This is a genomic window from Pseudoalteromonas sp. Scap25, assembly GCF_013394125.1.
In the GTDB taxonomy this organism is placed as follows: Bacteria; Pseudomonadota; Gammaproteobacteria; order Enterobacterales; family Alteromonadaceae; genus Pseudoalteromonas.
In genome coordinates, this window is the sequence record NZ_CP041327.1 from 1,740,218 (window position 1) to 1,754,216 (window position 13,999).

The 13,999-nt window shown below is 39.6% G+C and carries 14 protein-coding genes; 2 read left to right on the top strand and 12 right to left on the bottom strand.

Going from position 1 to position 13,999, the window contains the following annotated elements:
• Positions 1–77: 77 nt before the first annotated feature.
• The 3 genes from FLM54_RS08000 to FLM54_RS08010 form a co-directional block, all read right to left on the bottom strand.
• Positions 78–884 carry a hypothetical protein gene (locus FLM54_RS08000; protein WP_178956103.1) on the bottom strand — a complete coding sequence of 269 codons (807 nt, stop codon included), beginning with the start codon at positions 882–884 and terminating at the stop codon, positions 78–80.
• 115 nt (positions 885–999) lie between these two features.
• Positions 1,000–2,067 carry a hypothetical protein gene (locus FLM54_RS08005; protein WP_178956104.1) on the bottom strand — a complete coding sequence of 356 codons (1,068 nt, stop codon included), beginning with the start codon at positions 2,065–2,067 and terminating at the stop codon, positions 1,000–1,002.
• Between the two features lie 119 nt (positions 2,068–2,186).
• On the bottom strand, positions 2,187–2,660 hold the full coding sequence (locus FLM54_RS08010; protein WP_178954436.1) for a hypothetical protein: 474 nt from the start codon (positions 2,658–2,660) through the stop codon (positions 2,187–2,189).
• A gap of 131 nt (positions 2,661–2,791) precedes the next feature.
• Between FLM54_RS08010 and FLM54_RS08015 the strand changes: the two genes are divergently transcribed.
• Positions 2,792–3,946, top strand: a complete 1,155-nt coding sequence (locus FLM54_RS08015; RefSeq protein ID WP_178956105.1) for an IS110 family transposase — start codon at positions 2,792–2,794, stop codon at positions 3,944–3,946.
• 418 nt (positions 3,947–4,364) lie between these two features.
• Here the strand turns inward: FLM54_RS08015 and FLM54_RS08020 are convergent.
• The 3 genes from FLM54_RS08020 to FLM54_RS08030 all read right to left on the bottom strand — a co-directional run bounded on the left by FLM54_RS08020 (position 4,365) and on the right by FLM54_RS08030 (position 6,336).
• Positions 4,365–5,557, bottom strand: a protein-coding gene (locus tag FLM54_RS08020; protein ID WP_178956106.1) for an IS3 family transposase whose coding sequence is annotated in 2 segments (ribosomal slippage) — positions 4,365–5,249 and positions 5,252–5,557 — 1,191 coding nt in all. Because the reading frame shifts where the segments join, the coding sequence is not laid out codon by codon here.
• Positions 5,558–5,650: 93 nt separating this feature from the next.
• Positions 5,651–6,082 carry a hypothetical protein gene (locus FLM54_RS08025; protein WP_178956107.1) on the bottom strand — a complete coding sequence of 144 codons (432 nt, stop codon included), beginning with the start codon at positions 6,080–6,082 and terminating at the stop codon, positions 5,651–5,653.
• Entirely contained in the window at positions 6,082–6,336 is a 255-nt protein-coding gene (locus FLM54_RS08030; RefSeq protein WP_178956108.1) for a hypothetical protein, read from the bottom strand. Before FLM54_RS08030 ends, FLM54_RS08025 begins: the two co-directional genes overlap by 1 nt.
• A gap of 403 nt (positions 6,337–6,739) precedes the next feature.
• Here FLM54_RS08030 and gloA point away from each other — a divergent pair, with 403 nt between their 5' ends.
• Positions 6,740–7,267, top strand: a complete 528-nt coding sequence (gloA, locus tag FLM54_RS08035; protein ID WP_076918687.1) for a lactoylglutathione lyase — start codon at positions 6,740–6,742, stop codon at positions 7,265–7,267.
• Positions 7,268–7,339: 72 nt separating this feature from the next.
• Here gloA and htpX read toward each other — a convergent pair whose 3' ends face one another.
• The 6 genes from htpX to bioB all read right to left on the bottom strand — a co-directional run bounded on the left by htpX (position 7,340) and on the right by bioB (position 13,904).
• Positions 7,340–8,203 carry a protease HtpX gene (htpX, locus tag FLM54_RS08040; protein ID WP_178956109.1) on the bottom strand — a complete coding sequence of 288 codons (864 nt, stop codon included), beginning with the start codon at positions 8,201–8,203 and terminating at the stop codon, positions 7,340–7,342.
• A gap of 251 nt (positions 8,204–8,454) precedes the next feature.
• Positions 8,455–10,014, bottom strand: coding sequence for an FAD-dependent oxidoreductase (locus FLM54_RS08045; protein ID WP_178956110.1), 1,560 nt, complete (start codon positions 10,012–10,014; stop codon positions 8,455–8,457).
• Between the two features lie 156 nt (positions 10,015–10,170).
• Positions 10,171–10,854, bottom strand: coding sequence for a dethiobiotin synthase (bioD, locus tag FLM54_RS08050; protein ID WP_178956111.1), 684 nt, complete (start codon positions 10,852–10,854; stop codon positions 10,171–10,173).
• 10 nt (positions 10,855–10,864) lie between these two features.
• A complete protein-coding gene (locus FLM54_RS08055; protein ID WP_178956112.1) occupies positions 10,865–11,698 on the bottom strand; it encodes a methyltransferase domain-containing protein in 834 nt (277 codons plus the stop codon).
• Positions 11,695–12,849, bottom strand: coding sequence for an 8-amino-7-oxononanoate synthase (locus FLM54_RS08060; protein WP_178956113.1), 1,155 nt, complete (start codon positions 12,847–12,849; stop codon positions 11,695–11,697). The genes FLM54_RS08055 and FLM54_RS08060 overlap by 4 nt, the downstream gene beginning before the upstream one ends.
• Positions 12,850–12,863: 14 nt before the next feature.
• Positions 12,864–13,904 (bottom strand): biotin synthase BioB, encoded by a 1,041-nt coding sequence (bioB, locus tag FLM54_RS08065; protein WP_010390068.1) that lies wholly within the window; start codon positions 13,902–13,904, stop codon positions 12,864–12,866.
• Between the last annotated feature and the right edge of the window lie 95 nt (positions 13,905–13,999).

Genomic DNA, 13,999 nt, shown 5'->3' on the forward strand with positions numbered 1-13,999 from the left:
CTGAAGTCAAGATTTGACCCCTTTGGTTATGTAGGCTGTCCGGCGCCAAAGGCGCGTAGTTGATTGACTTGTTAAGGTTAATCTCCGCAGCCTCTAATTGAAAATTCAGGAGAATCGAAGTCTACGTTCATCAGTAATTCCGTCCCGTACTTTTCTTTAAGGTGATGAAGCATGGGGTTATAAAGCGGTGTCAAGTAACTCTCATTCGGCTTTGAACGTGGAATATTAATGTCTGGAATATAGGCTTTCTGATTTTCTTCTTCACTAATAGGATCTACTAACGCAGCGCCAAATTCACTTACAAGTAAACTGCCCTTAATTTTGCTGTAGTTATCTGAGTAGGTGTTCAGGCAAAGCTGAAAATTAGCATTACCTTGCAGATCTTCGTAGCCAATAACAACACCGTCAATATCATCTTTTCTTCGGTATAGATCTGCATGCCTAAAAAAATAGCATGGTTTTAGAACAGGGTTGGGCTTGTTCATTTCAATAATTTGGGTTCTTCCATACAACGTGTCGATGACTTTATCTGATTTTGTCTTTGTGTTGATATCAACGCAAAATATAAAAATCAATTTATAATTATGATCATGAAAGCTTGAGGATGACCTGAGCTGTTTAGAAGCATGTCTAATTATTGTAGAAATTGTTTCATCCCTTCCTAGCGAAGCTTCTGATATAAACACGTCGCCCCTTGAAAGAGTATCCTCCTTCTTATTTATTTCACTCTCTGAGTCTGATTTTACTTTAGCCTCAATTAGAAAATTATCGCCACCAAATTTAGCCAAGAAATCTGCTTCTTTCCTGTCATTGTTTTCTGGAATTTTCGTGACACTAAAGCCCAATCCCTCCAGCAATTTCTTTGACGTGTCATCTGAATTCAAGGCCATCCTCCTAAGAAACCCTAACGCCGCCATAAGCGGCTATGTAATAGCTTGCTAAAATGTGAAGCAAAGCGGAACCGAGCAAGCTGTTACGTGTCCGTTCTTAATGGCCTTGTTATACCTTTTTAGTGAAAATATCTGCGATTTTTTTAAAGTTTATTCTCACCGCGCCCCATTTAAGCTCTCCTACACTAATTGCACCATTGAGAACTTTCAATTCATCTTGGTTTTTAATACTTTTTAATAACAATAATTCATTATCTTTTTTCTGGTTCTCAAACGCCAAGGAAGATATCGTTGCGTCTTTAAATTGAATCATTGACTCTTTCATTTGAATTTGTAATTTAAAGTTCTCTACTTGATTGGCTAAAAGCTGAAATGTAGCTTCATCAATATGCGAAGTAGTATCCGTTTCACAAGGTAAGTACTCAGAGTATGGAAGAGCAAGGTACTGATAAAAGAGCCTTTCAATTTCCTCTAATAATTCAGGAGCATCAGTTGGAGATACAATTATTGATGTTTTACCTTCTTTAATTTCAGTAGTCACATTTGCGTTTATATTTAATGTGTTAAGTAGCTCACCAAACCAAAGGATATATTGGCTACAGATTACTTCATACTCTTTTGGAAAATTAAATATTTTAACGAACGAGCTTTGCGCATCATTTTTTATTATATTTATGAGCAATTGCTCATAAATATCTTTAGCTTTGCGACTGCTAGATATTACATAGTCTATTAAGCAACCTGCTTCGATATAGATAATAACATTTACCGATGCCCAAGCGTCCGTGGTTTCTTTAAGTATCCTAGTTTTAAACCCAAAAGCTTCCAATTCAGTGCTGTATAGTTCCAAGAACTTGCCTATGACAATAGGTTTATCCCATTTTTCCCAGTCAAATGTTATTGATAACTCGATTTCGACAGGTTCACCATCACGTTGTATATCAACCCAATTTATGATTTCGAAATCATTATTAGTGTAACTAGAAAAAAACTGGAGCCCCATAGGAATTTCAGTTGCGTCACAATGTAAAACCTTGACTGCAAGTTCATCAGTAAAATCTTCAGAATAGTACGCTAATACAGATGAATCTTTATCTTGCTTTTCAATTGTTAGTAATTCAACCCCATCTTCAGAAATGGTTAGGTTATTATTTTCTTCTTTGAATTCAACTTTCACCTAAACCTCCGAAAGGTATAACGCCCTAATAATGGGCAAAAAATTGTTGGCTAAAATGTTGAGGAACGAAAACAGCCAACTGTTTTTTGTCCTTATTAATTAGCTTGTTATATGCCGTTTTATAACTTAACCAAGCAGTTTTTAAGCAAGGTTGCTGCATGAGTAAAGTTATTTAGCTGACCTTTTATTCCATATGCCCATTTGACGCCATGGAAAAAGTTATTTCTAAACCTGTACACAATTGTTAGACACGTTATTAATTGATCTTTTGCATCAGAATTTTCACCTTTAAGTACAGATAGGACTCTTTTAGGATTATCGTTAGGCCGTAAGTGCAAATTATCATAGTGATGATTTGAATTACCCTCATCGATATAGCGATTCTTAAAATAATCTAATTGCTCTTTAAACCAATCTAGCTCTACATCTAAAAGATCTATTTTTTCTGATATTTTTCTAACGGAAGCTCTTTCATCTAATTTTTGTGCTTCAAATAAAGACCATAACAAAGTAAAACGCTGCAATGCCTCATGTTCATTTTGTGATAAATCAGAAACCCCTGGTGCAACCAATTCAATATCGTCTAGATTCATAGTGAGACTCTTCTATGGCATATAGACATAATGACTCCCACACGGTGTTAGCCTCCGCTTTTCGTGGGTTAGCTTAATTCAAAGCCAGAGCCATAATTAGTTTGTCAAATAACTATACAGCAGAGGCTAACATGAATAAACATAGCATACTTTTTATCGGTCTTGATACACATAAAGAATTCAATGAAGTCGCCTATATTGAAGAACATAGAGGCGCTCAACCTGTTCATCTTGGCCAAATTCCCTCTTCAAAAGTGGCCGTTCAAAAGCTTGTTCGTCAGTTCGAATCTAAATACCCTGGCGCAACGCTACACTTTGTTTATGAAGCAGGTCCCTGTGGTTATTGGATTTATCGATTGATTACCAGCCTTGGCCATTGCTGTTATGTGGTTGCCCCGTCTCTTATTCCTAAAAAACCAGGCGAGAAGATTAAAACCGATAAACGTGATGCCCTTAAGCTCACTAAATTACTTAAATCTGAAGATTTAACACCTATTTATGTTCCCGAGCCTGAAGATGAAGCTGTACGTGATTTATCTCGCGCACGCGAAGTAGCCATGAAAGATTTAAAAGATGCTAAATATCAATTAAAAGCACTGCTGCTTCGTAATAATATTAATTACAAAGGCACTGCAAATTGGTCACAAAAGCATTTACGTTGGCTCACTGAGCTTGTGTTGCCACATCCCGCGCAGCACATCGTTTTACAAGAGTTTTTTCACACGATTAATGAACGAATAAGCCGACTTGAACGGCTAGACAATGAGCTAACACATCACGTCCATCAATGGCGATATTACCCTGTAGTAAAAGCAATACAAGCTATGCGTGGTGTTCGTTTGTTGGTCGCCACTGGCGTTGTGGCTGAGCTTGGCGATTTATCGCGATTCGACCATCCCCGCAAATTAATGAGTTACCTCGGTCTTGTACCCAGTGAACACTCGAGTGGTGGCAAACGCCATATTGGCGCCATCACAAAATGCGGGAACGGCCGAGCAAGGCGCCTTCTTGTGGAAGGTGCACATACTTATCGCTATGCAGCAAATATATCCACAGATATGCAAAAACGACAAGAAGGTTTACCAAAGGACATTATTGATATTGCGTGGAAAGCACAGCTTAGGCTCTGCAAGCGATATAAAAAAATGATAGCCAAAGGGAAACACTACAACCTTGTTGTCACTGCAATTGCCCGAGAAATGATTGCGTACATATGGGCCATTGCTAAAGAAGTGGTGCTTACGCCAGTGAATACAAAACTGAGATTGGCAAGAGTACCCGCATGATAAACGAATTAGAGTTAATGCATGGGATCAAGCATCGGGTGTGGCACAACCACCGACGGCGTTAGGATGGCAATGCAGCTAACGCTGCATTGAACCACGAACATAGACTGAAGACAGGTGCCACGACGAAATAAGTAAGGTCTGCTCTGTTACTAGAAATAGTAATAACCAACGAATATCAGCAAGATAACCGACGACATTACTTGCTTCATCCTATGTATTAACTCGCTCTAATTCGAGCTAAAGTAATTATGGCTTAAAAAGTTAGGCAAGGATCAGTGTGCTTAACTTGACAGTGGGAGTCATACCAACGCCTCGTTAAGAGGCAATAAAATAGTTGGCTAAAATTAGCGACGAAGGAGCAAAAGCCAACTGTTTTTTGTGATCTTCACCCGATAAAGTGGACACCGTCCACGTTTCAATTAACTGCCAATTCAAACTCGGCAGGTGATTTATATCCTAAACTCGAATGCAATCTCTGTCTATTGTAAAAATAATTTAGGTAAACCTTTAATTTTGATAATAGTTTACCGCTGCTCTCAAATTTATTTCCTCGAATTAAATCTGCTTTAAGCGAATGAAAGAACGACTCGACTTCTGCGTTGTCAGTACAGCACCCAGGCCTATTCATACTGGCTTTGATGTTTTTGCTAGCCAAATACTTTTGTACAACGTGAGCACGGTATTCTGCGCCTCGGTCAGTGTGAAATAATACACTCTCTGTTGGCTGTCGTTTCTTTATCGCAAGCCTTAGCGCCTTTAACGTAAGGTCTGTTGTTTTGTTTTTACCAAACGCCCAGCCGATTACTCGACGTGAATATAAGTCGATAACCACAGCAAGGTAATGCCAACGAGCGCCGACTTTTAAATACGTAATATCGCCAGACCATTGCTGATTGATCCCCGTGGCCTTTTCACTATCTTTGCGTTTGTTTTCTATCTCTTTATAAAAGAACTTCACCTTCGCCGGTTTGCTGTAAGTCTTAAGGGCTCTGGCTCTTAAACCGTTTTCTCGCATTAAGCGGGCAACACGTTTTTGGCTTGTGTTTATACCTTCTTTTTTTAGCGCATGAAATACGCGTGGGCTACCATAGGTTTGATGATTTACATTGAAAACGTGCTTTATCTTCAACAACATATTAGCATCTGACAGCGCTCTAGCTGACACTGTTCTGTCACGCCAAGCATAAAACCCACTACGCGAAACATTAAGCCAAGAACACAAGTATTTTACACCTAAGGCTTGTCCGAATTTTTGGATGAATCCAAATCGTTCTGATGTACTTCCGCCAGATACCGTTGCCACTTTTTTAGCAGGTCATTCTCCTGCTTAAGACGCTCATTTTCTTTCTTAAGCTTTTGAATGTTATCCAGCTCTTTTTTTGTTGGGAATTTACTCATTGTTTCATTGTTGCTTTGATAGCGCGGTACGTTTTTAAACTTACCTTCTCGATACTCTTTTCGCCAACGACTCAGCATTAACGGATGAATATTTAGCGCCTCGGCAACGTCCTTTGACATGACATCGTCTCGTAAGCTTAGTTCGACTGCTTTGATTTTAAAATTAACTGGGTAAAACCATGTCTTTCTAGGTTGGGTATATCTAGGCATTTTAGCCTCCTCAAAGTAATGAGGAGGTGTCCACTAAAACGGGTGAGGAGCATTGTCCTTTTAAACGACTTGTTAGGTGCTATTTATGATTACCTATAAACAAGCTATAACTCCGACTCCTGATGCAATACCTACGCATAAAAGCACAAAGCCAATTACACCCAGCCAAAACCGTCTATTTATTTGTTTTTCTATAGCATTTTCAATGGCATCGGGAAGCTCTAGAGAAACAAGTTTTCTTACAGGTAAGTACCCAAAAACGAATATAGATGCGGATAGAATAAATAATAAAATAGGAAGTAGCCAAATTGGGCTTACAATACTAGATATTAACGTATCTTTAGGTATGAATAACTTGAGTAAGCCAATATATGCTGGAATAGCAGCAATTGAAAAGCTAATCATAGATTTACAAAATTCACGACCTGTTTCTATTGATTCGCTTAATAATCGACTTCCAGCGTTCAAAATAGCTTCAGTGTGTGGAGTAATAGGTTTTACGTCTTCTACTTCAAAACTTGCCATTAATTAACCACACTTTCTCTAACTATTACATCATTGATTATTTCACCAAACCCATATTCCATTTTGATGACAGCTTGAAATTTAGTTTTCTTATCAGGGCAAACAAAAGCTCGTTTAAATTGCTTTATTTCTCGCAAAGATGTACCCATATCTGACGTCATTTGATAGAGAACAAAAGACCTATCTACATTTATAGAGTACTCGTGTTTTTCCCTGCATAAAGGGCAAGTTATTTTTAGTTTTTCGTCTTCCATTACTACTCCAAAATAATAATTGGCTGCTAAATTGATTTAGCACCTAACAACTTTGTCTACGACATTTGTCGTTTTATAAACCGACAAATGTCCGTATATTACATTGCATTTATCTTAGCCCTCAAATAAACACCTGTAAACAACTAGTTAACTACAGCTCATACTTCATAAATGAAGAGATACCCCAAAATGGTGGAGATCAGTAATATTAGACAAAACACCACTACTGTATAAACAAACAGTATCGCTAAATATGCCATTTTTCGCTTATAAAACATTCAGCTCACTGGCTGGTAATTTAGCTAGGTGGTTTTAATTTTTGCTGCTGTTGATTATGATGTGCGTATTCCCTGCCTTTTTAAATCCATTAAGGTTTTTCAGTCATTTTATTAAGGATTATTTCATGTCTAGCTATAACGAATCTCCAGAGCAAATTGCACAGGCCACTGAGGGTTATGTGATGCAGCAAACCATGTTGCGTATTAAAGATCCAAAACCGTCGCTGGCATTTTATGAAAATGTATTGGGTATGAAGCTGTTAGGAAAGTACGACTTTCCTGGTATGGAGTTTACTTTGTACTTTTTAGGCTATGAGCAAGATATGCCTAAAGGCGATGATAAAGAAAAAACTCAATGGGTGTTTCGCCGCCCTGCGCTGATTGAACTTACCCATAACTGGGGTACTGAAAACGACGACAGCTTTAGCGGTTATCACAGTGGTAATGAAGAACCAAAAGGATTTGGCCATATTGGTATAAGCGTGCCCGATGTATACGCTGCCTGTGAGCGCTTTGCTAAGTACGATGTGGAGTTTGTAAAACAGCCAGATGGCGGCTCAATGAAGGGTCTTGCCTTTATTAAAGACCCTGATGGTTACTGGATTGAAATACTTTCGCCAGAGGGCATTACAGACATTATTCAATCGCAATAAAACCTATTAAACATAAAAAAGCCTGCAAATGCAGGCTTTTTGTTTACAAGTACTGTGAAAAACTTGAATTTTTTAACGTCGTAGTGCATCTATACGTGCATCAAGCGGTGGGTGAGATGAAAACAACTCAGCCATGCCTTTACCACTTGCGATACCAAAGGCCATCATTGAGCCTTCTAATTGCGATGGGTGGTTTTGCTTTAATCGCTCAAGGGCTGAACGCATTTTGTCTGCGCCTACTAACTGAGCTGCACCGTTGTCGGCTGCAAATTCACGTTTGCGGCTGTAATGGGCAACCACCACACTTGCTAGTACACCAAATAATACTTGGAATAACATATCGAATAAGAAGTAAGTCCAGCTGCTGCCGCCCTCTTCTTCATCGCTATTTATAAAATTATCTACAATGCCCGCCAACACTTTTGCGGCAAAAATAACAAAGGTATTAACGACACCTTGAATAAGCGTTAGCGTTACCATGTCGCCATTAGCCACATGCGATACTTCGTGCGCAAGCACAGCTTCGGCTTGATCTTGGCTCATGTTATGTAATAAACCCGTGCTTACCGCCACCAGCGAGTTATTTTTACTCGGGCCGGTTGCAAAAGCGTTCATTTCTGGGCTGTCGTAAATAGCCACTTCAGGCATATTAATACCGGCTTTTTTAGCTTGCGCGGCAACCGTGTTCATTAACCACTGCTCGGTTTCGTTACTTGGTTTTGTAATAACCTGCGCACCGGTTGATTTTTTCGCCATCCATTTCGACATATACAAAGAAATAAATGACCCACCAAAACCAAATACAGCAGCTATTAATAAAATACCACCCAGGCTACGATGGCTTAAGCCCAGCGCACTCATTATGATTGAAAGCACAACACCTAATACCAACATAACCGCGAGGTTAGTTAATAAAAACAAAAATACACGTTTCATACATGGTCTCCAAAAATAACATTTATTGCTGAGCGATTTCTTTTTGTTGATCGGCCATAGCAATTACTGCGTCATGACACACTATGTCATAACGTCAACGCTATTTTGTGACAAACTATGTCATAACGCAAGGGATATTTTTAAAGTTTTATATATATTTAATTAAGTTAAGCTTTTTAGGTTTTTTCTGTTTAACAGTAAAAATGCACTTATAAAAACAATATAATTCAATACGTTATTTTATTTTTATACTATACGCTTTTATATATACCGTGATTCACATTTGCCATATCTGTGGGGAAGCCTCGCTCTTTTGCAAGTACTTGTGCAATTTTACTTATATCTTCATTACAACTGTTCTTAAGGTAGGCCCATTGGTGATGCTTAAGGTGGTTATTACTGTCGTGTTCTGTGCAAATTAAACCAAGCTTTATAAATTCAGCTACTATTTCGTCAGCAGCGATCAAAGTTGATGACGCTTTTACATTTTCGGCTCGTGCGTAGCTAATATGCGAATATAAGCTTACGTCTGCAACGCGCAAGGTGTCGTCTTCGCCTGGGATCTGTTGGCCGCCAAACAAGGCATTGTTTTGCGTATTAGCGTTTTTAAATGCTGGTACAAACTCAGCCACATAATCAATCGCTTTTTGACCACGTGCTTTTAGCACCTGCCGATCCCAACCATTATTTATATAATTCAAGTACTTAGTAGGCAGTTGTGGCTGTGCCGTTTGCTCGACTGTATCTGCTAGGCCATCGTTAAACAAGGTAATTGAGTTAGTCATACCATGAATTTGATAATAGCCATTAGTGTACGGCGTTAATTGTGCCATGCCCTCGGGTGTGCCTCGGTTACCATAAATAATAATTTCGGGTATTTTCCCGCCAGCGCCTTGCCAGTGTGCAATGTATGAGGCTTTAAATTCGACCATACGCTTGGGCTTTACGCCTACCATGTCATCAACAATACCGGTTTGAAAGCCACAGGCGTTTATAAGGTAATCTACTTCTGCTGTTTGGGTCTTGTTGCTTTGGTTGTTTTGATATTCAATTTTCCATTTTGGCATTTGATTTTTAGCACTACTTTGCTCAACTTTGCTGACTTGCTTTACCTCTGTGCTGGTAAGCACGTTAGCGTGTTCGTACTGGGCAAGCGCAAGCTGTGCACTTGCTGATAATCTAAATATATTCCAACCGTATTCTTGAACAACAATAAGTGGGTATTTTACTTTGTTTAAGTTTAAATGCTTAGCAACGGGGATCATCCACTCATCTAGCGTTTTAGGCTCAGTAACCTGCTCTTTTTTACTCAAGGTTATCATTTGCTCATGGCTATAAAGCTGATAGTAATTATCAGGCTCGCCAAGAACTTTATTATTATGATCTTGTTCAATTAAGTCTTTATATGCGTTAGTAAGCTTGTCTAACCTTGGCAGTAAATCATCCGGTGAATCATCATCACGCGTTGGCACAGCAAATACAGTTGGGCGTACATCTATGCTGTAAGGATATAGTCGTAAAATATCAATACATTGTTTAAGTAAATCTATACAGTCTTGATCTGGAATTTCACGGTATAAATTACCACCGGCGTGCAGATGACACATAGGAGGGCCGTCAATAAGTGACTTTTTTTTCTCAAATATAGTCGTTTTTATGCCCAATGCCGCAAGGCGAATCGCAATTGTTGCCCCTGCAGTTCCCCCACCTAAAATACCTACATGGGTTTTAGGCAGAGCACTTTTTGCTAGATCTGATTCGGCCTTAACCTGCGTACTATAAGCGTAGTTCTTAATAAATGGGTGGGTCATGGTATTTGTTATTTCCTTAGTAACAATAGCACTGTGTAATTAGCGTTATATATGCATACAAGGTGTGTATTTCAAGGCGCTAAACATATTTATTAAACCGGTGTATTTAATATATAAACTGCTTTGTATATTTATAAAATTACAAAGCAGTATAGTTTAGGCATTTATAGCAAGTGCAGTAAGCAGGGTTTTATAAATTTGTAATTTAGGGGTTTGCTCGGTATAGGGGCTTATAGCAAGCAACGGGAATGGTAAACGTGTTTTAAGCGAATCTAGATTTGCTTGGTATTCATCCATGGTGAAATCAACTTGGTTAGCAATCCAGCCAATGCAATTAACACCCATACTTTGCATATGTGCTGCAGTGAGTAATGCATGATTAATACAGCCTAGTTTCATCCCTACCACTAATATTACCGGTAGTTGCTCTGCTTTTACCCAGTCGTATAAATATTCGTTATTATTAATTGGCAATGCCCAGCCGCCCGCACCTTCTGTTAGCAGGTAGTCTGCACCTTGTTGCTTCACATTTTTATAAGCGGTACGTAGCTTTTCAACGCTTAGGGTTACTCCCACTTGCTCTGCTGCAATGTGCGGAGCTATGGCGGGCTCAAAAGCAAACGGATTAATTATGTCGTATTTAGCACTCACAGTTGCGCTTTCCATTAGCATTAAGGCATCGGCATTCACAAGCTGTTCAAACGCAAGTTCACACCCTGATGCAATCGGTTTAAAACCTATTGCACGCTGCTTATGTTGGGCGAGTAATTTTAATAGCAAACTAGTTACGTGGGTTTTACCAGCGTCGGTATCGGTACCGGTAATAAAAAATTGCTGCATTGCCTTACCTTTAAATTTTTGCTTTTTCTAATGATAACAATACCACATGGTAAGATACATGGGCTTGGTTGTTTATAAGCGGATACGCCGCACATACTTTTTGTAGCGCCGATTTAGTTAATAGACCAGGGCGTTGGCTTGCTTTATTTTTCGACGTTGCACCAATGGCTTTAATTGAACTAATCGCTTTAAGGGGGCTGGTAAACTCATCGGTATAAATAACCTCTGTCGCGTTATTAATAATAAACCCAGCCCTTTTGACCGATTGGTTTATATTATCGCTACTTAAAAAGTTATTAATGTGGCTATGCGAATCGAGCGTGGCAAACGCCGTTTTTATTTCATGTAGTGAGCCTTCAACCACCATACTTATGTACGCCTGCCCGCCAGGCTTTAAAGCTGAATGTAATGAATACATTAGCATTTCAAAATTAGCCGACCACTGCATCGCAAAATTACTAAATACCACATCAATACTATTTTGTTGAAATGGTAAGTTATCCATGTCGGCGCAAATACGCGGGGCGTTTACTGCACTATTTTTAAGCATGGTAAGGCTTAAATCCATGGCAATTACCTGTTTATATATTCCTTGTAACTCTTCGGTATTCACTAACGGCCCCGCGCCTAAATCAACACAGTGTTTGTGCTTTGTGCTCACATCAAGCTTAATGAGTTTAATTAAATCAATTGCGGCTTGTTTTTGCACATGTGCGTGGGCTACATATTGGCTTGCCGCCGTTGAAAACTTGCGTTGCGTTACCTGCTTTAAACTATTAACAGCTAAACAAGCTAACGGTGACTTTATACGCGAGTTCGTATTTGCAGCGTGTGCGCTTATCATGCAATGGCCTTTTTTAAACAATTTACCAATGTTGTAATATCTTGCTCGGTATGGGCGGCGGTTAAAATAACGCGTAGCCTTGAGGTATTATGCTGCACCGTGGGCGGACGAATAGCGGTTAGCCAAATCCCCTGTTGTTTGAGCTGCTCACAGGCTTTTAAAGTCTGTTCGGCACACCCTAAAACTAAGGGTTGAATGGCAGTGGTCGAATCCATTAAGGCAATTTTGTGCTCATTGGCTAAACGTTTAAATAAAGCAATATTGGCGTTTAATTTTGCTCGCTTGTCGTTAGCATCACGTATGGTTTTAATTCTTGATAATGTATGCGAAGCAATAAAAGGCGACATTGCGGTCGAATAAGTGTAATCGCGGTTAAACTGCAGCATGTAATCAATAAATTCACTCGAACCTAATACACACGCCCCGCTACTTGCCACCGTTTTACCAAAGGTGATCACTAAAATATCTGGCAAATTCTCTGCCGCTATAAGTGGCTCACAGCTCCCCAAACCCGATTTACCCAGTACGCCAAAGCCATGCGCATCGTCTATCATTAACCAGGCGTTATGTGCTTTAGCTAAACTCAGTAACTCAATTAAAGGTGCTTGGTCGCCATCCATCGAGAATACACCCTCACTCACGATCAATTTATACTTAGCATTGGACTTTTCGAGCCGTGAACGTAAATGATTCATGTCGTTATGGTTAAAGCGTACAAGTGCCGCGTTTGCATGCAGTGCACCGTCGATTAAGCTCGCATGATTAAGTTTATCCTGAAAAATCGCACTTTGCTGAGCAATGGCTTTATCTTGAAATAGCGCTTTTATAACACTGCTATTAGCACTAAAGCCCGAATTAAACAGCATGGCATTTTTATAGCCCAACTGAGCACATAAGTATTTTTCGAGCTGTTGCTGCGCACCTTGATAGCCTGTTACTAAAGCAGAGCTATGACTTCCTAGGCTCTGCATGCCATCAAGCAAAGTGGGTTCATCGGCAAAGCCTAGGTAGTCGTTACTGGCAAAGTTAAGATAGCGTTTATTATCAACTATAATTTCACGCGCACTGGCTTGCTCAATAACATAACGCTTGCGGTTAAGCGCGCTTTGCTGGCGCGCTTGTAAATGGCTATTTATAAAATCAAATGACATAGCAATACACAATATTAAGCAGGATAAAACAATTCTGAACTGGCTTTATCGGCCACTTTAGAGGATAACGACGCAGCAACGGCTTCATCTGAATAGTCTTCCGCCGTTTCAGGGTTCATACCCAGCTTTTTAATTAATTGCATATCGGCATCTGCTTCTGGGTTTTCGGTAGTCAGGAGTTTATCACCATAAAAAATGGAATTAGCACCGGCAAAAAAACACATCGATTGCATTTGCTCATTCATTGCGCTGCGCCCTGCCGATAAACGTACATAGCTATGCGGCATCATAATACGCGCGGTGGCAATAGTACGAATAAACTCAAACTGATCTAAGTCGTCTACGTTTTCAAGCGGTGTCCCTTTTACTTTTACTAGCATATTAATAGGGACGCTTTCTGGTTGCTGCGGTAAATTAGCCAATTGCATTAATAACCCATAACGATCGCTGGGTTGCTCACCCATACCGACAATACCGCCAGAACAAACTTTCATACCGGCATCACGCACATGATCAATAGTGTTTAGTCTGTCTGCAAAGGTACGGGTAGATATAATTTGTTCGTAGTATTCAGGTGAGGTATCTAAATTATGATTATAGTAGTCAAGCCCTGCATCACTCAATGCATGGGCTTTTTCATTGGTAAGCTTACCTAGGGTCATACAGGTTTCAAGGCCAAGCTCTTTTACTTCTTTAACCATTTTTGAAATGTACGGCATATCACGGTCTTTAGGATCTGACCACGCAGCGCCCATACAAAAACGGGTTGCACCCTTTTGTTTTGCAAGGCGTGCTTGCTCTACTACTTTTTCTACTTCTAGCAGGCGCTCTCGTTCTAGGTCGGTTTTATAATGACCCGACTGCGGGCAATATTTACAATCTTCAGGGCAAGCACCTGTTTTTATTGATAGTAAAGTAGAAATTTGCACCTGATTAGGATTAAAATTAGCACGGTGTACGGTCGCGGCTTTAAAAAGCAGATCGTTAAACGGCATTTCAAATAAGGCTTTAACCTCGCTATGGGTCCAATCGTGGCGAACTGTTGCAAGCTCCATAATACTCTCTTTTATTTTTTGCTCTTGGTGTTATTGGCTTAGAATACGTATTGCCGTACCATTGTCAACGAAGCTAACTTAATTAAAGTTTACAT